At 71.5% G+C, this 17,654-nt stretch carries 19 protein-coding genes; 8 read left to right on the top strand and 11 right to left on the bottom strand.

The features are described 5' to 3' along the window. Positions 1–21: 21 nt before the first annotated feature. The 5 genes from AB0O93_RS09025 to AB0O93_RS09005 form a co-directional block, all read right to left on the bottom strand. On the bottom strand, positions 22–1,533 hold the full coding sequence (locus tag AB0O93_RS09025) for a long-chain fatty acid--CoA ligase (protein ID WP_363342602.1): 1,512 nt from the start codon (positions 1,531–1,533) through the stop codon (positions 22–24). A gap of 33 nt (positions 1,534–1,566) precedes the next feature. Next, positions 1,567–2,019 carry a MaoC family dehydratase gene (locus tag AB0O93_RS09020; protein ID WP_301134653.1) on the bottom strand — a complete coding sequence of 151 codons (453 nt, stop codon included), beginning with the start codon at positions 2,017–2,019 and terminating at the stop codon, positions 1,567–1,569. 82 nt (positions 2,020–2,101) lie between these two features. Next, the gene (locus AB0O93_RS09015) at positions 2,102–3,292 is read right to left on the bottom strand and encodes an acyl-CoA dehydrogenase family protein (RefSeq protein WP_363342600.1); all 1,191 of its coding nucleotides are present in this window, start codon (positions 3,290–3,292) and stop codon (positions 2,102–2,104) included. 1 nt (position 3,293) lies between these two features. Further along, positions 3,294–4,196, bottom strand: a complete 903-nt coding sequence (locus tag AB0O93_RS09010; RefSeq protein ID WP_363342598.1) for an amidohydrolase family protein — start codon at positions 4,194–4,196, stop codon at positions 3,294–3,296. A gap of 12 nt (positions 4,197–4,208) precedes the next feature. Next, positions 4,209–5,144, bottom strand: a complete 936-nt coding sequence (locus AB0O93_RS09005; protein ID WP_363342596.1) for an SDR family NAD(P)-dependent oxidoreductase — start codon at positions 5,142–5,144, stop codon at positions 4,209–4,211. Positions 5,145–5,329: 185 nt separating this feature from the next. Here AB0O93_RS09005 and AB0O93_RS09000 point away from each other — a divergent pair, with 185 nt between their 5' ends. From AB0O93_RS09000 to AB0O93_RS08980, 5 genes are all read left to right on the top strand, one after another. Then, on the top strand, positions 5,330–6,322 hold the full coding sequence (locus tag AB0O93_RS09000) for an ABC transporter substrate-binding protein (protein ID WP_363342594.1): 993 nt from the start codon (positions 5,330–5,332) through the stop codon (positions 6,320–6,322). 88 nt (positions 6,323–6,410) lie between these two features. Further along, positions 6,411–7,265, top strand: a complete 855-nt coding sequence (locus AB0O93_RS08995; protein ID WP_363342592.1) for an ABC transporter permease — start codon at positions 6,411–6,413, stop codon at positions 7,263–7,265. Further along, a complete protein-coding gene (locus tag AB0O93_RS08990; RefSeq protein ID WP_363342590.1) occupies positions 7,262–8,086 on the top strand; it encodes an ABC transporter permease in 825 nt (274 codons plus the stop codon). The genes AB0O93_RS08995 and AB0O93_RS08990 overlap by 4 nt, the downstream gene beginning before the upstream one ends. Further along, positions 8,079–8,879 carry an ABC transporter ATP-binding protein gene (locus tag AB0O93_RS08985; RefSeq protein ID WP_363342588.1) on the top strand — a complete coding sequence of 267 codons (801 nt, stop codon included), beginning with the start codon at positions 8,079–8,081 and terminating at the stop codon, positions 8,877–8,879. Before AB0O93_RS08990 ends, AB0O93_RS08985 begins: the two co-directional genes overlap by 8 nt. Positions 8,880–9,017: 138 nt before the next feature. After that, positions 9,018–9,185 (top strand): hypothetical protein, encoded by a 168-nt coding sequence (locus AB0O93_RS08980; RefSeq protein ID WP_236967118.1) that lies wholly within the window; start codon positions 9,018–9,020, stop codon positions 9,183–9,185. Positions 9,186–9,204: 19 nt separating this feature from the next. Here the strand turns inward: AB0O93_RS08980 and AB0O93_RS08975 are convergent, their stop codons facing one another. From AB0O93_RS08975 to AB0O93_RS08950, 6 genes are all read right to left on the bottom strand, one after another. After that, positions 9,205–10,401, bottom strand: a complete 1,197-nt coding sequence (locus AB0O93_RS08975; RefSeq protein WP_363342586.1) for a 4-hydroxybenzoate 3-monooxygenase — start codon at positions 10,399–10,401, stop codon at positions 9,205–9,207. 96 nt (positions 10,402–10,497) lie between these two features. Next, a complete protein-coding gene (locus AB0O93_RS08970; RefSeq protein ID WP_363342584.1) occupies positions 10,498–11,250 on the bottom strand; it encodes an IclR family transcriptional regulator in 753 nt (250 codons plus the stop codon). Positions 11,251–11,327: 77 nt separating this feature from the next. Beyond that, positions 11,328–12,224 carry an FHA domain-containing protein gene (locus AB0O93_RS08965; RefSeq protein ID WP_363342581.1) on the bottom strand — a complete coding sequence of 299 codons (897 nt, stop codon included), beginning with the start codon at positions 12,222–12,224 and terminating at the stop codon, positions 11,328–11,330. A 10-nt stretch (positions 12,225–12,234) separates the two neighbouring features. Then, positions 12,235–12,525 (bottom strand): hypothetical protein, encoded by a 291-nt coding sequence (locus AB0O93_RS08960; RefSeq protein WP_363342579.1) that lies wholly within the window; start codon positions 12,523–12,525, stop codon positions 12,235–12,237. Between the two features lie 235 nt (positions 12,526–12,760). Beyond that, positions 12,761–14,164 carry an MFS transporter gene (locus AB0O93_RS08955; RefSeq protein WP_363342952.1) on the bottom strand — a complete coding sequence of 468 codons (1,404 nt, stop codon included), beginning with the start codon at positions 14,162–14,164 and terminating at the stop codon, positions 12,761–12,763. Positions 14,165–14,215: 51 nt separating this feature from the next. Then, the gene (locus AB0O93_RS08950) at positions 14,216–15,634 is read right to left on the bottom strand and encodes a peptide synthetase (protein WP_363342577.1); all 1,419 of its coding nucleotides are present in this window, start codon (positions 15,632–15,634) and stop codon (positions 14,216–14,218) included. 69 nt (positions 15,635–15,703) lie between these two features. Between AB0O93_RS08950 and AB0O93_RS08945 the strand changes: the two genes are divergently transcribed. Genes AB0O93_RS08945 through AB0O93_RS08935 form a run of 3 tightly spaced genes read left to right on the top strand, consistent with a single transcriptional unit; the run spans position 15,704 to position 17,604 of the window. Continuing rightward, positions 15,704–16,546 (top strand): alpha/beta fold hydrolase, encoded by an 843-nt coding sequence (locus AB0O93_RS08945; RefSeq protein ID WP_363342575.1) that lies wholly within the window; start codon positions 15,704–15,706, stop codon positions 16,544–16,546. 9 nt (positions 16,547–16,555) lie between these two features. Further along, positions 16,556–17,248, top strand: coding sequence for a GNAT family N-acetyltransferase (locus tag AB0O93_RS08940; RefSeq protein ID WP_363342573.1), 693 nt, complete (start codon positions 16,556–16,558; stop codon positions 17,246–17,248). Positions 17,249–17,304: 56 nt separating this feature from the next. Further along, entirely contained in the window at positions 17,305–17,604 is a 300-nt protein-coding gene (locus tag AB0O93_RS08935) for a hypothetical protein (RefSeq protein ID WP_363342571.1), read from the top strand. Positions 17,605–17,654 lie beyond the last annotated feature (50 nt).

Genomic DNA, 17,654 nt, shown 5'->3' with positions numbered 1-17,654 from the left:
ACCCGAACGCGCCGCGACCGCTCACACGGTCGAGGCGAGGGACTCCCGCAGCTGGGCCTTGCGTACCTTCCCCGACGCGGTGCGGGGGAGCTCGTCCACGACGACCACGCGCTTGGGGAGCTTGAAGCGCGCGAGGCGCCCGTCCAGGTGCGCGCGGGCGGCGGCGGTGTCGAGGGTCTTGCCGTCGCGCATCGTCACGACGGCCCACGGCACCTCGCCCCACTGCTCGTCGGGCATGCCGATCACGGCGACGCCCGAGACTCCCGGGATGTCGCTGAGGAGGTTCTCGACCTCCGCCGGGTAGATGTTCTCGCCGCCGGAGATGATCATGTCCTTCAGCCGGTCGGCGATGAAGAGGTAGCCGTCGTCGTCGAGGTAGCCGAGGTCGCCCGAGCGGAACCACCCGTCATCGGTGAACGCCGCCGCGGTCGCCTCGGGCAGTCCGTGGTAGCCGAGGAAGACGTTCGGCCCCGTGATCTCCACCTCGCCGATCTCGCCCGCGTCCGCGATCCGGCCGTCCTCGCGCCGCACGCGCACATCGGTGAAGAAGTGCGGGAGGCCGACGCTGCCCTGCTTGCGGCGCGTCATCGCCGGCGAGAGCGAGGTCGCCCCGGGCGAGGTCTCGGTCATGCCGTAGCCCTGCGAGAACGACAGCCCGCGCAGCTCATAGGCGTTGAGGATCCGCTCGGGCACCGCCGACCCGCCGCACGTGAGCTTGCGCAGACTCGACAGGTCGGTCGCCGCCCACTCCGGGTGGTCGGCCATCATCTGGTACGTCGTCGGCACACCGGAGAGCATCGTCACCCCGTGGCGTGCGATCTGCCCGAGCGCGCGGCCCGGCTCGAACCCCGGTTCGAGCACCATGGTCGCGCCCTTCAGGAGCACCGGCAGCGCCCCCATGCCGAGCGAGGCGACGTGGAAGAGCGGCGAGATCATCAGCGCGATGTCCGAGGACACCACGTCGTAGTCGATGATCGTGTTCAGCGCGACCCACGTGAGGTTACGGTGACTGAGTACGGCGCCCTTCGCGCGCCCGGTGGTGCCGGAGGTGTAGATGATCGCCGCGGGGGCGTCGGCATCCGTCGGGTGCGGCTCGAGATCGGTCGCGGTCTCGCTCGACGCGACGGATGCCGCGATCCCGGCGAGTTCGTCGGCCGACACCCGCGCGACCCCCGGCGCCGCGGCGGCCATGCGCTCGGCGGCCGCCGGCTCGTGCACGACCACACGGGCGCCCGAATCCGCCAGCACGTGGGCGATCTCGGGAGGCGCGAGCCGGGTGTTCACCGGAACGAAGACCGCGCCGATGTGCGCGGCGGCGAACATCACGGTGAGGAAGTGCGGGCTGTTCTCTCCGAAGAACGCCACGCTCTCGCCGGGTGCGACGCCCCGGGCGCGGAGGGCCGTTCCGAGTCGCGCCGCGGTGTCGGCGAACTCGCCGTAGGTGATGACCTCGTCACCGAAGACCAGCGCGGGCTTCGCGGGGTCCTTGAGGCGGCGGCGCGGCAGCCACCGGCCGATTCCTTCGTCTCGCACGGTCCTCTCCTTTGAGTGACGTCCGGCAGCTGATCAGGCGTAGAAGCGGTACAGTCCCCGCGCGACGACGGCGGGCTTCGTTCCGCCCTCGATCTCGATGGTCTGGTCCACCGCGAACTGGTACCCGCCGCGGACCTCGGTGACCTCGGCGATGACGGCGTTCATGCGGATCTTCGAGCCCACCGGCACCGGCGAGACGAAGCGGACCTTGTCGAGGCCGTAGTTGACCTTGGTGCCCACGCCTTCCACGTCGAACAGCTCCGACCAGAATCGCACGGAGAGGGAGAGGGTGAGGAAGCCGTGCGCGATCGCGGCGCCGAAAGGGCCGTCCTTGGCGCGCTCGGGGTCGACGTGGATCCACTGGTGGTCGTCGGTCGCGTCGGCGAAGAGGCCGATGCGCTCCTGCGTGATCTCGACCCAGTCGGTCCAGCCGAGGTCGGTGCCGGCGAGGCCGGCGACGTCGTCGTAGCGGACGATGGTGGTCATGGTGTGCCTTTCGGTTCGGTGACGGTTCAGGTTCGGTGATGGTGCGGTCACGGTGCGGTGACGGTGCGGGTGTTGCGCGGGCTCAGACGAAGGCCGAGCTGCCGGTGAGGGCGCGGCCCACGAGGAGTGCGTTGATCTCGTGCGTGCCCTCGTAGGAGTAGACGGCTTCGGCGTCCGCGAAGAAGCGGGCGATGTCGTGATCGAGGAGGATGCCGTTTCCTCCGCAGACCTCGCGGCCGAGCGCGACGGTCTCGCGGGCGAGGCGGGCGGTCTGCATCTTCGCCAGCGCCGAGTTCTCATCGGCGTAGGTCCCGGCATCCTGCTGCCGTGAGAGCTGAACGACCAGGCCGAGGGAGGCGGTGAGGTTCCCGAGCATGCGGGCGAGCTTCTCCTGCACGAGCTGGAATCCGGCCACCGGTCGCCCGAACTGGGTGCGTGCGGTGGTGGCGGCGAGGGCCGCGTCGAGGGCGCCCGCCTGGAGGCCGGTGGCGATCCAGGCGACGTCCGAGCGCATGCGGCGGAGGAGTCCGGCGACGTCGCGCCAGCCGTTCACGCGCGCGAGCCGGGCGTCGTCGCCGACCCGGACGCCGGTGAGGGTGATCTGGGCGTTCTGCATCGGGCGGAGCGCGATCTTCCCGGTGATCGGCGTGATCCGCACCCCCTCCGCCCCGGTCGGGACGAGGAAGGCCTTCACCTCGCCGTCGGCGGCGTCGCGGGCGAACACCGCGAGGAGGTCGGCGCCGGCCGCCCCGCCGATCCACCGCTTCGCGCCGTCGATGACCCAGTCGCCGCCGTCGCGCCGCGCGGTTGTCGCCAGGCCCCGCGCGACATCCGAGCCGTGATCGGGTTCGGTGAGGGCGAAGGCGCCGCGGGTGCGGAACGAGCGGATGCCGGCATCCCATCGCTCCGCCTGCGCGGGAGAGCCGCCGTGTCGGACGGCGGTGCGGAACAGGCCCGACTGGGCGTTGTAGAACGTCGCGAGCGACACATCGGTGCGGGCCAGGACGTAGGTGCGGAAGCCGGAGAAGAGGCTCGAGTCCGCCTCGGCGGCATCGACCCCGGCGGGGGTCATCAGATCGAGCGGGACGAGGGCGTCCAGGATGCCGGTCGGCATCGTCGCCGTCTCCCACGCGTCCGCGAGAAGCGGCGCCACGGCGCGCTCGAGGGTCTCGCGCAGGGTCACCAGGGCCGCCCGCGCGGGGGCGCTCAGGTGCGCGTCGGCGAACCCGAGCGGATCGACGCCGGTGACGGCATCCGCGATGATCGTCCGCACGTCACTCGCCGCCGCCCGCGTCGGTGCCGAGCCCGAGGAGCCGAACGGCGTTGTGCTTCAGGATGCCGGGCATCACGGCCTCGGTGAGGTTCGTCTGCGCGACATCGCGCATCCAGCGGTCGGGGGTGAGGAGCGGGAAGTCGGACCCGAAGAGGATGCGGTCCTTCAGCATCGTGTTGGCGTAGCGGACGAGCTCGGCGGGGAAGTACTTCGGGCTCCACCCCGACAGGTCGATCCAGGTGTTCGCCTTGTGGGTCGCCACCGACAGCGCCTCCTCCTGCCACGGGACAGAGGGGTGGGCCATGATGATCTGCAGGTCGGGGAAGTCGGCGGCGACCGGGTCCAGCAGCATCGGGTTCGACAGGCCGAGGCGGAGCCCCCGTCCGCCGGGTATCCCCGCGCCGATCCCCGTCTGGCCGGTGTGGAACAGCGCCGGGACACCGGCATCCTGGATCGCGGCGTAGAGCGCGTAGTGCGTCTCGTCGCTCGGATCGAAGCGCTGCACGGTGGGGTGGAACTTGAACCCGCGGACGCCGTGCTCCTCGACGAGGCGCCGCGCGGTGTCGACGGCGGCGGGGTCGTGCGGGTCGACCGAGCCGAACGGGATCAGCACGTCCGCATGGTTCGCGGCGCCCTCGGCGATCTCGACGCTGGAGATCGCCGGATGCCCGAGCGAGGTGTGCGCGTCGACGGTGAAGACGACCGCCGCCATGGACCGCTCGCGGTAGTACTCGGCGATCGACTCGAGCGCCGGGCGGGGACCGTCGGCGCGGAAGTACCGGCTCGCCGCCGCGACGAGGTCCTCCGGCAATGAGTGGTGACCGTGATCGTCGATCTCGATGTGCACGTGCATGTCGATCGCCTGGAGGGCGTCGACGTCGATCACGGATTCGTAGCGGACCATGGCGGGCGTCGCTCAGGCCGGGGACTGCGCCGGACGCTGGAGCTCGTCGGGGAGCGGCGGGAACGACTCGCCGACCCCCTGCAGGTTCTCGGCGAGCTGCGGGGCGAACTCCGCGGCGAGCGCGTCGGCGCTCCACCCGCCCTCGCGGTACGCGGTGAGCGCGGGCTCGGGGTGCGACCACACCTGGATCCGGTCGCCGCCGATGCCGATCGCCTGACCGGTGACGCCGGCCGCGGCATCCGAAGCGAGGAAGGCGATGAGGCCGCTGACGTCGTCGGCGGTGCCGAAGCCGAGGTCGTGGCGGAAGAAGGCGGGCATGGGCTCGCCCTTCGCGTCGGCCTCGACGGCGGCGGCGAAGTAGGGGACCGTCGCCGTCATCGCGGTCGCGGCGACCGGGATGACGGCGTTCGCGGTGATGCCCGCGCGCTTCAGCTCCAGCGCCCACGTGCGCACCATGCCGACGATGCCGGCCTTGGCGGCGGCGTAGTTGGTCTGGCCGAAGTTGCCGCGCTGGCCGGTGGGGGAGCCGATGCAGACGATGCGCCCGGCGATCTCGTTCGCGCGCATGTACGACGCCGCCTCGCGTACGCACGTGAAGGTGCCTCGCAGGTGCACGTCGATGACGGTGTCGAAGTCGGCATCGCTCATCTTCCACAGCACCGTGTCGCGAAGGACGCCGGCGTTGGTGACGAGGATGTCGAGCCGGCCGAACTCCTCCACCGCCGCGGTGACGAGGCGCTGGGCGGTCTCGGTGGGGCCGACGGGGGCGGCGACGGCGATCGCGCGTCCGCCGGCGGCGGTGATCTCTGTGGCCGCCGCGTCGGCGACGGCGGCGTCGATGTCGTTGACGACGACCGCGGCGCCCTGGCGGGCCAGTTCTCTGGCGTAGGCCAGACCCAGGCCGCGGCCCGAGCCGGTGACGATCGCGACTTTGCCTTCGAGTGTCATGTGGATGCTCCTTCGCTCCCCGTGTCAGGGAACACCATACCCATTCTTCATCGAAAACGTGACGCTCGTCACGAAAACCTTGACAATGACGGCCGCCTGGCGGACGATGGCCATGTCAACGGCACCGGCGCCGGGACGCCGGGCGGTTGGCATCCTTGCCGATCCACCCCACGAGAGGCCCGTCAATGAAGAAGACTCTTGCAGCCCTGGGCGTGCTGGCTGCGGCCGCGCTCGCCCTGAGCGGATGCACCGACTCCGCAGCCGCGCCCAGTGGCGCCGCCCCCACCTCCGACGCCGGCGACGGCGCGACCGAGACGCAGTCGATCCGCGTCGCGGCCCTGCCGATCGCCGAGAGCGGTGCCCTCTGGGCCGCGATCGACGAGGGCATCTTCGCCGAGTACGGCCTCGACGTCGAGGTCGTCCCTGCACAGGGGGGCGCGAATGCGATTCCGGCCCTGCTCAGCGGTGATATCCAGTTCGCGATCGGCCAGCCGTTCGGGCCGATCCGCGCCGACCAGCAGGACCTCGGCATCGTGATCGTGGGCAACTACGCCAACAGCCTCGCCGAGGGCGACGACGTCAACGGGGTGGTCGCGCTCGCCGACGCGGGCATCACCCGCCCCGCCGACCTCGCCGGCAAGACCGTGTCGGTGAACACCCTCGGCGCCGCCGGCGACCTCACGATCCGCAAGGCCGTCGATGACGACGGCGGCGACTCCTCGACCATCGAGTTCGTCGAAGTGCCGTTCCCCGATGTCCCCGCGCAGCTCGAGGCGGGGACCATGGACGCCGCCTGGGCGCCGGACCCGTTCCGCGGGATCGTCGTCGGCGGTGGCGGGGTCCAGGTCATGGCGCCCTACCAGGTCACGATTCCGGGGCTGACCGTCCTGACGAACATCACGACCCAGGCCCTGCTCGACGAGGATCCCGAACTCGTCGCGGCCTACTCGCAGGCGATGAGCGAGGCCCTGGAGTGGGCGGCCTCCAACGAGGACGCCGTGCGCGCGGCCATCGCCACCAACCTCGACATCCCCGAGGAGGCTGCCGCCGGCATCACCCTCCCCACGTTCACCTGGGACCTGGACGGCGCGGGTATCGAGGAGCTCGGCGATCTCGCCGTCGAGTACGCCTACATCGAGACCGCGCCCGACTACGCCACGCTGATCCAGCAGCAGTAGCCGGGCTCCGGAGGAGCGGATGCCGCGGCCCGGCATCCGCTCCTCCCCCTTCTCCCGTCCCGTCCGCACCGACAGATCGGACCTCCCGATGGAGACCGTCGACATCTCGGCGCCCGCCCCGTCTGCGACATCCGCCCCTCCCGCGCGCCGTCAGCGCCGTCGTCCGCAGCGCTCGCTGCGCAAGATCGTGCTCGGCCTCGCCGGCATCCTCGGATTCCTCATCAGCTGGCAGCTGCTGCCCACACTCGGCCTCGTCGATCCGCGCTACTTCCCCACGGCGACGACCACGCTGGCCGAGCTCGGCGTGCAGATTCAGGACCTGGAGTTCTGGCGGAACGTGGGGCGCACCCTCACCAAATGGGGTCTGGGGCTGGTGATCGCGACGATCGCCGCCACCGTGCTCGGCACGGTCATCGGCCTCGTCCCGTTCCTGCGCCGAGCGACCCACACCACGGTGGAGTTCCTCCGCCCGATCCCCTCGGTGGCCCTCATCCCGCTCGCCGTGCTGATGTTCGGGTACCAGATCCAGTCGGCGCTCCTGATCATCGTCTACGCCAGCTTCTGGCAGGTCTTCATCCAGGTGCTCTACGGCGTCGCCGACGTCGACACGGTCGCGCGCGACACGGCGCGGTCCTTCGGACTGAGCCGGGGCTCGCGCATCATGAACGTCGTCTTCCCCACGGCGCTGCCGTACCTCATGACGGGGCTCCGGCTCGCCGCCGCCGTCGCGCTCATCCTCGCCGTCACGGCGGAGATGTTCATCGGCATCCCCGGTCTCGGTCAGGAGATCGTCTTCGCGCAGACCGCCGCCAACTGGCCGCTCGTGTACGCCCTCGTCATCGTGACGGGCATCCTCGGCCTGCTGATCAACCTCGTGTTCCGGCTGGTCGAGCGGCGGTCCCTGTCGTGGCACCAGTCGGTGCGAGGGGAGGAAGTGCTGTGACCCTCTACACCAGCACCGTCGTCGTGCCCCGGCGCCGGACGCGCGTCTGGGCCGCGCTCGGCGAGAACACCGCGTACGCGCTCGGCCTGCCGATCGTGCTCGTCCTCGGCTGGGGGATCTGGGCGACACTCGCTCCGGCGCAGTTCTTCCCCTCGCCCACCGAGCTCGTCCAGGCCTTCGTGCAGACATGGATCGGACCGGCCTTCGTGACCGACGTGCTGCCGAGCCTCGGACGCCTCGCCGTCGGCATCGTGCTCTCGATCGTGGTCGGCATCGTCGCCGGCACGCTCATCGGGCTCAACCGCTGGCTGCGGGAGCTCCTGGAGCCGATGCTCGAGTTCTTCCGCGCCGTGCCTCCGCCGGTGCTCATCCCCATCGTCGCGGTGCTCATGGGCACGACCGACGCGATGAAGGTCGTCGTCATCGTCGCCGGCTCCGTGTGGCCCATCCTGCTCAACACCATCGAGGGCGTGCGGGCGACGGATTCGGTGATGACCGAGACGGCGCGCTCGTTCGCGCTCACTCCGGCCGAGCGCCTCCGGTACCTCACGCTGCCGGCGGCCAGTCCCCGCATCATGACGGGTGTGCGGCAAGCGCTGTCGATCGCGCTGATCCTCATGGTCATCTCCGAACTGGTGTACTCGTCGTCCGGACTCGGCAATCGCATCGTCTTCTTCCAGCGGAATTACCTCATCGCGGAGATGTGGAGCGGCATCCTGCTGCTCGGTCTCATCGGCGTCCTGCTCGCGGCGGTCTTCGGCGTCGTCGAACGGCGCGTGCTGCGCTGGTACCACGGAATCAAGGAGGTGGAGCGTGCCTGACACGCTGCTCGAGGTCGAGAACCTCAAGAAGGTCTACGAAGCGTCGACGGGGGATGTCGAGGCGATCGGCGACATCAGCTTCACGATGCGCCGGGGCGAGCTCGTCTGCATCGTCGGGCCCTCCGGGTGCGGCAAGACGACGCTGCTGAAGTGCATCGCCGGGCTCCTGCGCCCGACCGCCGGGCGGATCGAGCTGGACGGCAGTGCGGTCACCGCGCCCCCGGAGAACATGGCGCTCGTCTTCCAGGAGTACGGGCGGAGCCTCTATCCCTGGCTCACGGTGCGCGGCAACGTCGAGCTGCCGCTGAGGCACAAGAAGCTCTCCCACGCCGAGCGCACGCGCCTCGTCGACGACGCCTTGGTGGCGGTGGGACTCGATCACGCCGACAAGAGCTATCCGTGGCAGCTGTCGGGTGGGATGCAGCAGCGCGTGGCGATCGCCCGCGCGGTGGCGTACCAGCCGGAGGTGCTCATCATGGACGAGCCCTTCGCCGCGGTGGACGCCCAGACCCGCGCCGACCTCGAGGACCTCGTGCGGCGCCTGCACCTCGACCGGGGGATGTCGATCCTCTTCGTCACGCACGACATCGACGAGTCGGTGTACCTCGGCGAGCGCGTCGTGGTGCTGTCGAAGTCGCCGACCTGGGTGCAGGAGGACATCGCGATCGATCTGGACGCCGATCGCGACCAGATCACCACGCGCGCCCTTCCCCGGTTCACCGAGCTGCGCACCCACATCTACGAGCAGATCCAGCGCGCCAAGCGCGGCCAGTCCGTCCGCCCCGCCCCCTGACCCCCCGCTCCCCTGTGTGGCCGCGAGACTGCATCCTCCCGCCGAAACTGCACGCGCGACGTGCAGTCTCGACCGGAAGATGCAGTCTCGCGGTCAGGGGGAGGGCCGAGAGGGTGGGGGAGAGGGCAAGATGGGGGGATGGACATTCGAGTGCTCGTGGCCGTCGGGGCCACCGCGGTGATGATGGCGTCGATCGGGTTCGTGATGTCGATGGTGATCCTCAGCCTGGTCACCGGTGACAGCCTGAGCTTCACCGGCGGGCACAGCGAGGCGCTCGCCGCCGTCGCGGCGGTCGCCCGCGCCTGATCCCTCCCCCGGACGCCGCTCAGTCCATGGAGGCGAGCGGCCACCCGGTGTACGCCTCGGCGAGATAGGTCATGCCCGCCTCGGACTCCACGACGCTGCGGAGTTCGCCCACCTGACGGCGCCGGTCGAAGGGCGTCGCCTCGTCGGTGGTGTGCAGCATCGAGGTCATCCACCACGAGAAGTGCTGCGCCTTCCAGATGCGACGGGATGCCGTCTCGGCGAACGCATCGATGAGGTGCTCGTCGCCGCGGAGGATCAGCGCCTGCAGTGCCTGGTTCAGCAGCACCACATCGGCCACGGCCAGGTTCATGCCCTTCGCACCCGTCGGCGGGACGGTGTGCGCGGCATCCCCGACGATCGCCGCGCGACCGCGGCGCAGCTCGTACGCGACGAAGCTGCGGAAGCGCAGGACGTCGCGCTGGAAGATCGGGCCCTCCTTCAGCGTCGTGCCGGGGACGCGGCGCTGCAGGTTCTCCCACACCTCTTCTTCGCTCAGCGCGTTCGGGTCGGCATCCGGGTCGCACTGGAAGTACATCCGCTGAACCGTGGCGCTGCGCTGACTGATGAGCGCGAAGCCGTCGGGGGAGTTGGAGTAGATGAGCTCCTCGGCGCTCGGGGGTGCCTCAGTGAGGATGCCGAACCACGCGAACGGGTACTCGCGGAAGTAGCCGCCCGTGCTCGAGCCGGTGACGGCGGCGCGCACGACGCTGCGTGACCCGTCGGCTCCGACGACGAAGTCCGCCGTGATCTCGAGGGCTTCGCCGTCGGCGGTGCGGGCGTGCACGACCGGCTGGTCGGAGTCGACGCCGTCGACACCGTCGACGCTCACGCCGAAGCGGAGATCCTGCCCTGCGGCGAGGCGGGCGGCGATGAGGTCCTTCAGCACCTCGTGCTGCGGATAGAGCCAGACGCTCCGCCCAGTGAGGCTCGGGAAGTCGATGCGGTGACCGGCGCCCTCGAAGCGCAGCTCGATGCCGTCGTGCCGGTTGCCGACGGTGCGGGCGCGGCTGTGCTCGCCGAGCCGGTCGAGCACCTCGACGGTGCCCTGCTCCAGGATGCCGGCGCGGATGGTGGTCTCGATCTCGTCGCGCGTGCGCTGGTCGACGACGACCGAGTCGATGCCGGCCTCGTCCAGCAGGTGCGACAAGAGGAGGCCCGCGGGTCCGGCACCGACGATGGCGACCTGCGTGCGGACGGCGGTGGGGGCGGCGGTCATGGGTGTCTCCTTCGACTCCGGGATCATGGGCCCATTGTGCGGAGCGCCGCGCGGGGCGCACCGGATGACTCCCGTTGAACGGGATTCTGCTCTCGGTCAGCCGCGGAAGCCGAGGGCGCGCTCGATCTCGCGCTTGCCCGCGTGCAGCTCCACCAGGGCCGGTTCGACGGGTGCGTCCCGCCGGAGGACGACCGACAGTGCCGCCACCACCTGACCGGTCTCATCGCGCACGGGGACGGCGACGCCCGTGGAGACGGCTTCGATGAACCCGCGGGCGACGGCGTGGCCGAGGGAGCGCACCTCGGCGAGCTTCCGTCGGAGGGCGGCGGGGTCTGTGATCGTCTCCCGCGTCAGCGGCGGGAGGGGCGAGGAGAGGATCCGCTCCTGCAGATCGTGGTCGCCGAAGGCGAGGAGCACCAGGCCCGACGACGAGGCGTGCAGGGGGAGACGCCCGGCCACGCGCGTGACGTTGGATCCGGATGCCGGACCCGACAGTCTCTCCAGGAACAGCGCCTCGTCCTGCTCCAGGATCGCCAACTGCGTGTGCTCGCGGATCCGGGCCTGGACCCGCTCCATCGCCGGCATCGCGGATTGGCGGAGGCGGAGGGCCTGCGAGGAGCGCGTGGCGAGCTCCCACAGGCGCATCCCGATGCGCACGCGCCGGTCGTCGTCGCGCTCGAGCAGACCGCTGGCGACGAGCTCGCCGACGATCCGGTGCGCGCTCGAGCTCGGCAGTCCCGCCCGCCGTCCGATCTCGGCGGCGGTCTGCGCCGTCCGGGTCGGCGTGAAGGTCTCGAGGACCCGCACGAGACGATCGGTCACCGAGTCGCCGGAGGAGGAGTTCGCCACGTCCGCCATCGTCCCACGGCGGCCGACGACCACCCGGCCGCCGATCCGTCGTGGCGGCTGCTCAGCCGCTCGGCTGCTCAGCCCTGCGGGTAGATCGACGGATCGTCCGTGCCGGCGGTCCCGGGCGTGACGCGACGGGGGTTCTGCCGGCGCTGCACCGCGTACTCCCCGCCCTGGCGTCCGCCGAAGGGGCGGCCGTGGTCGGCGAACTCCTCGCGGAAGAACGCCAGGCGCCACGGCCCCATCTCCATCCGGGCGCCGGTGCGGAGGATCCGCCGCTTCTCGGGCGGACGCCCCGGCTCGGGTGCGCTGCCGCCTCCGACGGGCTCGATCGCGTACAGGACGTACTCGTCGCCGCGCTCGTGTCGGATCTCGGCGTGGAGCGGCGCGAGGCCCTCCAGCACCAGGTCGCACGCGGCATCCGACCCGATGGTCACGCGATCGGCGGTGAGGTCGAACTCGCGGGGGCGCCGCCCGTCCCACGTGGTCGAGCCGACCGCGAAGATCAACCGCGGACGCCCTGACCCCGGCAGGTAGTGCGTGGTGGTCACGCGTTTGCGCACGAAGCGGTTCAGCGTCGGCGCGAGCGGCAGCATCGTCGTCGGGGGAGGCGCGATCATCGTCGACGCCCGGTCCTTGCGGCGTCGCAGGAGCGGGGCGAGCGCGGCGGGGCTCCCGACCCGCACGTACGCGGATCCCGTGATGGCGCGCTGCAGGGCGCTCCGCTGCACGGTGCCGAGCGCGACGATCGGGCCGTCCGGCCCGTCCACCCGCACCGAGATGCCGCGGTCTGCGAGGGCCTTGCCGACCACGTCGAGCTCGCGGAGGGAACGGCGTCCGTTGCCGGGCAGCCGCGCCGGGTCGCTGACGTAGACGACGACCTCGGTGCCCGACGCGCGCACCGTGGCCTCGAAGGGCTCGCCGTCGCCGGTGACGACCTCCGCCAGGGCGAGGTCGATGTCCAGGCGGATCATCGCCGGAGGCTCAGGACTTCCGGAACTCGTCCGACCCTGCCGACACGTCGTCGCTCGTGGTGACGCGGAGCGTGCCGTTGAGCTTCCACGTCGCACGCGGGGCGTCCGGACCGATGTCGCGGGGCACCTCGACGGTCATGTCGACGAAGGAGTAGTTCACCGCGGCGCCGCGGCCGGTGAGATAGGACCACATCTCACGACCGAGGTCGGTCCAGTCGGTGATCGAGTGCCCTTCGGGGCCGTCCGGCGAGGCGAAGGGGTCGTTCTGCGCCTGGGGGTTCTGGGGGGTCGCGTCCGTCATCGCACAGTCCTCACATCCGGCGCCCCGGCCGTCCCGCGGCGCTGATGCCCCTGATTATGTCGCCGCTGCGGGTGGGGTGGGCGGGTTCGGCCGAAATCGGCATCCGTTCTTCTCACGGGGGCCCGATTCTGGTAACCGCTTGTCGAGAGCCGGATGCCGTGCTCAGGTGGCCGCGTCAGCGTGCTCGTCCTCGAGGGCGTCGCGTACGAGCAGAACGCCCAGGGTCCGCGCGGGATCACTGATCCCGGAGTGACGGATGCCGCTCGAGGGGGTTCTGCCGGCGCGGGATGAACGCCGCCACCGCGAGCGCCACGACCGCGGCAAGGCCGCCGAGCACGAATGAGGTGGTGAACGCCGCGGGCGTCGGTGTCGGCATCCCGCCGACGTCCACGGTGTTCGCGGCGAGGACGGCGGCGACCACCGCGGCGGCCGTCGACGTGCCGAGGGAGCGGAAGAGGGCGTTGAGGCCGTTCGATGCGCCGGTCTCGGTCGCCGGGACCGCGCGCATGATGAGCATCGGCATCGCCGCGTAGCCGAACCCGATCCCCACGCCGATGAGGATGTTCGCCACGACGAGCTGCCACACCTCCGCGGAGAAGAGCAGCGTGAACCCGTACGCGACGATGAGCGACACCGCACCGAGGATCAGCAGCAGCCGCGGCCCCACGGTGCGCGCGAGGCGCCCGGAGAACGGCGAGAGCAGCATCATCATGATGCCGGCGGGCATCACCACCAGGCTCGCGGCGATGAGCGAGAGCCCGAAGCCGCCGGCACTCTCGGGCAGCTCGAGGATCTGCGGATAGATCACGTTCGAGGCGAAGAGGGAGAACCCCATCGCGACCGACGCGATGTTCGTCAGCAGCACGGCCGGTCGGGCTGCGACCCGGAGGTCCAGGAGCGGCTCGGTGATGCGGAGCTCGTACCAGCCCCACACCAGCAGCACCGCGACACCGCCGAGGCCGAGGGCGAGGATGATCGGCGACGTCCAGCCCCACTCGTTGCCGCGCGAGATGGCGAGCAGGATGCCGATGAGGCCGACGGCGAGCCCCGCAGCCCCGACGAGGTCGAAGCGGCCCGCCGTGCGCAGGACGCTCACCGGCACGATCCACAGCACGAGGGCGAACACCGCGGCGCCGAGCGCGGCCGACACCCAGAACAGCAGGTGCCAGTCGGCGTACTCGGTGATGAACGCCGACACCGGCAGACCCAGGGCTCCGCCGACACCGAGGGTCGCGCTGATGAGCGCGATCGCGGTGTCCACGCGCTTGTGGTGCAGCACGTCGCGGAGGATCGAGATCCCCAGCGGCACGACACCGGTCACCGCACCCTGCAGGGTCCGCCCGACGATCACCCCAAGAATGCCCGGGGAGAGCGCGGCGATGACCGAGCCGAGGACGAGGAGGGCGAGAAGCACCAGGACGATGCGGCGCTTGCCGTACATGTCGCCGAGGCGTCCGGCGATCGGGGTGATCACGGCGGAGGCGAGGAGGGTGGAGGTCACGACCCACGCGGTGTCGTCGCGCGAGGCGTTCAGCAGCTCGGGGAGCTGGGACTGGATCGGCACCACCAGGGTGAACATGAACGACGACGCCAGCCCTGCCAGGGCCAGGACCGCCACGATCGCGCCCTGCGGCGGCATCCGGGTCAGGCGCGATCTGTCGTCATCTCCGCGCGCGCCCATCCCATCAGGCTAACCTCGCGCGGCGACCCGCTCGCCCCGCGCGGCGGTATCGCCGGCGGTCGCGGCCTCGGCACGCACGGCCCGCTCGACCGCGTCCAGCCAGCGGCCGACGTTCTGCAGGGCCTCCGCGGTGTCGGGATAGCGGCAGCGCAGGTGCAGGCCGTCGTCGCCGACGACGAACCAGATCATGACCCCGTCGGTCTCGATCGACGCCGACACCCACTGCGCCTCGGTGTCGCGCGCCAGGCGCACGGGAAGGCGGCGGACGTCGAGCCACGACAGCGCGAACATCCCGGGTGCCTGCGGCATCCCGCCCCACGGGGCGAGGATCGGCGCGAGCGGGTGCGACCCGAGCGCGAGCGACAGCCGGAGGGATGCCGCGCACGCCCGCGGGTCGGGGTCTGCGCACGCGATCACCGAGTTCGTGATGAACCAGCCGACGGCATCGTGCCACCGCTCCTCGTAGCGACTGTGGACGGGGAAGACCGCGCGCAGCGGCGCCCCGGCGACCTCGTCGCAGGCGCGGGCGAGCGCCGACAGCGCCAGGGCCGTCGCGCGCACCCCCGCCGCCTCGGCGTGGGCCGTGAACGCGGCGAGCTCCGCCGCATCGAGCACGTCGCGCACCTCGACCACCTCGGGGCGCGGCGTCGAGACGTCACCGAGCGGCAGGGGGAAACGGGGCATCACCCCGCCCTCCGCGTCGAGGATCTCCCGCCACGCGGCGTGGATCTCCGCCGGGGCGGGATCGCGTTCCGCCAGGGCTCGGGTGTGCGCGGCGAACGGCTCCCGCTCCGCGACGACGGATGCCGGGTCCCCACCGAGGCGGGCGAGCAGGTCGCGCGCGAGCACGAGGAGCGACCACATGTCGACGTGCGCGTGGTCGGCGGCGATCACGGCGAGCGGTCGCGGATCGGCGACGGATCGGGCATCCGTCGCGGTGTCGGTGGCGGTGGCTGTGTCGGTCTCGGTGTCGGTGCGCGTGTCCGGTTCGATGAGCACGATCCGGTGCGACGGAGCGGCGAACGGGCGGCACTCGGTGTCGAAGACGCGGCGGATCGTCTCGCGCACGGCGCCGTCGACGTCCCCCGCGTCCGTGTGCCGGAGCGGATGCTCGCTCCACTCCCCGGCGGATGCCGCTCCCTCGTGCAGCCGGACCCCTCCCGCCACATTTCGGGAGAAGACCGATCGGAGGGTCCCGTGCGCGGCGACGACGTCGTTCCACGCGCGGGCGACGGCATCCCGTGTCGTCCCGTGCGGCAGCCGCAGCGCGATCGACATCCACGACCCCGCGCGATCACCCGCGCCGACGTGCCGGCCCTGGTCGAACGACACCGGGAGCGGACGGGTCTCGTCGGGCGCGATGCGCACGGCGTAGCTGCCCACGCGTCCGCGGGGCAGGACCACTCGGGTGACGTTGGTCAGGCGCATTCGCCGTAGTGTAGGGGTTCGACGTTTCGTTCTCGCTTCCACGTCCGTTCTCCCTCCCTCGGAGGTGCCGTGCCCACCGTCCTCGTGAACGGCGCCCGCCTGGAATACGACATCACCGGCACCGACGGTCCGGTCGTGGTCCAGCTGCACGGGCTCATGTCCAGCCGCGCCCGCGACACCCAGCTCGGACTCGATCTCGGGCGCGCCCTGCGCGGTCACCGCGTGATCCGCCTCGACGCGCGCGCGCACGGCGGCTCGTCCGGAACGACGGAGCCCGCCGACTACGCGTGGGACCGGCTCGCCGACGATCTGCTCGCCGCGCTCGACGCGATCGTCCCCGGCGAGAGCGTGCACGGACTCGGGCCCTCGATGGGTACCGGAACCCTGCTGCACGCCGTGCTGCGCGAGCCCGGCCGCTTCGACAGTCTGACCCTGATGCTGCCTCCGACGGCATGGGGTACCCGGCCCGCGCAGGCGCAGTCCTACCTCGTCGGCGCCGACCTCATCGAGCGCGAAGGGATCGCGGCGTTCGTGGAGCTCGGGAGCACGACCCCCGTGCCGCCCGCCCTCGCCGAGGCGCCGCAGACGGGGCCGGCGGTCGGCGAGGCGCTCCTCCCCACCGTGCTCCGCGGTGCCGCGCTCGCCGACCTGCCCCCTCGGAAGCGCCTCGTCGACGTCACGACGCCGACTCTCATCCTCGCCTGGACCGGTGACCACACGCATCCGCTCCGCACCGCCACGAAGCTCGACGAGACGCTCCCGCACAGTCGGCTCGTCGTCGCGCGCACCCCGTACGGCGTGATGGCGTGGCCGGGACTCTTCGCCGAGCACGTCATCACCGCCGGCGTCGAGACGCCCGCCACCGGTGCGATCACGCTGCCGACGGGGCGGCCGACCCGGCGTTCGGCGTAGGACACGGCGGTGACCGGCATCCGCATCCACGACCTCGACACGGTCGCCGACGTCTTCACCGCCTCAGCGACGCTCGCCGAGGTCTGGGGTGGCGATCGATCGGGCATGCCGCCGAACCTCCTGCGGGCGTTGGCGCACTCGGGCAACTACGCGGTGGGTCTGTGGGACGGCGACCGCATGGTCGGGGCATCCGTCGCCTTCTTCGCCGCACCGGCGGCACGCTCGATGCACAGCCACATCACGGGCATCCTGCCGAGTCATCAGGGCCGCGGGCTCGGTCGCGCCCTCAAGGAGCACCAGCGGACGTGGGCGCTCGCGCGGGACGTCGGGCACATCACGTGGACCTTCGACCCGCTCGTCGCCCGGAACGCCCACTTCAATCTCGCCGTCCTCGGCGCACGCGTCACGGACTTCCTCGTCGACCACTACGGGCCCATGGACGACGGCGTGAACCGCGGCGACGAGTCCGACCGCATCATGGTCTCGTGGGCGCTCGCCGCCCCCGGGCTCGCGGCCCCCGCCGAGGAGCGCATCCTCGCGACCGTCGCGGTGCCGGACGACATCGGCGCGATCCGAGCCCGGTCGGTGACGGATGCCGCGGCCTGGCGTCGGCGCGTCCGCGACGAGCTGTGCGCCGGGCTCGCCGCGGGCCTGGAGGTCGGCGGGTTCGATCGGCGCGGATACCTGCTCGTCCGGCCCTGAGTCATCGCGACCTGAGTCATCGCGACCGCAACGGATCTCGCGGGTCGGGTATCACCGTGGGCGCGCCCCGCTCCTTCTTCACGGTCGCCCTCGCCGCGATCATTCCGAAGGAGCAGATCATGCACGAGCACACCGAATCGCTGTTCGAGGCGATCAGGACGTTCTTCTCCGCCGAGCGCCGCCACGCCCGACGTCGTCCGCGCGTCACCCGGGAGACGTTCGTGGCGGTCGACCCCGCCGCGCTCCGCGCCGAACGGCGTCGGGTGCGGCGCGAGGCCCGTGCCGCTCGACACGCCCGTGCCGCCGCGCGCACCGCGGGTGGGGCGCGCGGGCCCGCGCACGCGACCGCGCACTGACCCGGGCTGAACCGGGGTTCGGGTTTCGGGTTTCGGGCGGATTCATAGGC

The organism is Microbacterium sp. NPDC077184, from assembly GCF_040687055.1.
GTDB lineage: Bacteria > Actinomycetota > Actinomycetes > Actinomycetales > Microbacteriaceae > Microbacterium.
This window is presented reverse-complemented; position numbering and strand designations above follow the sequence as displayed.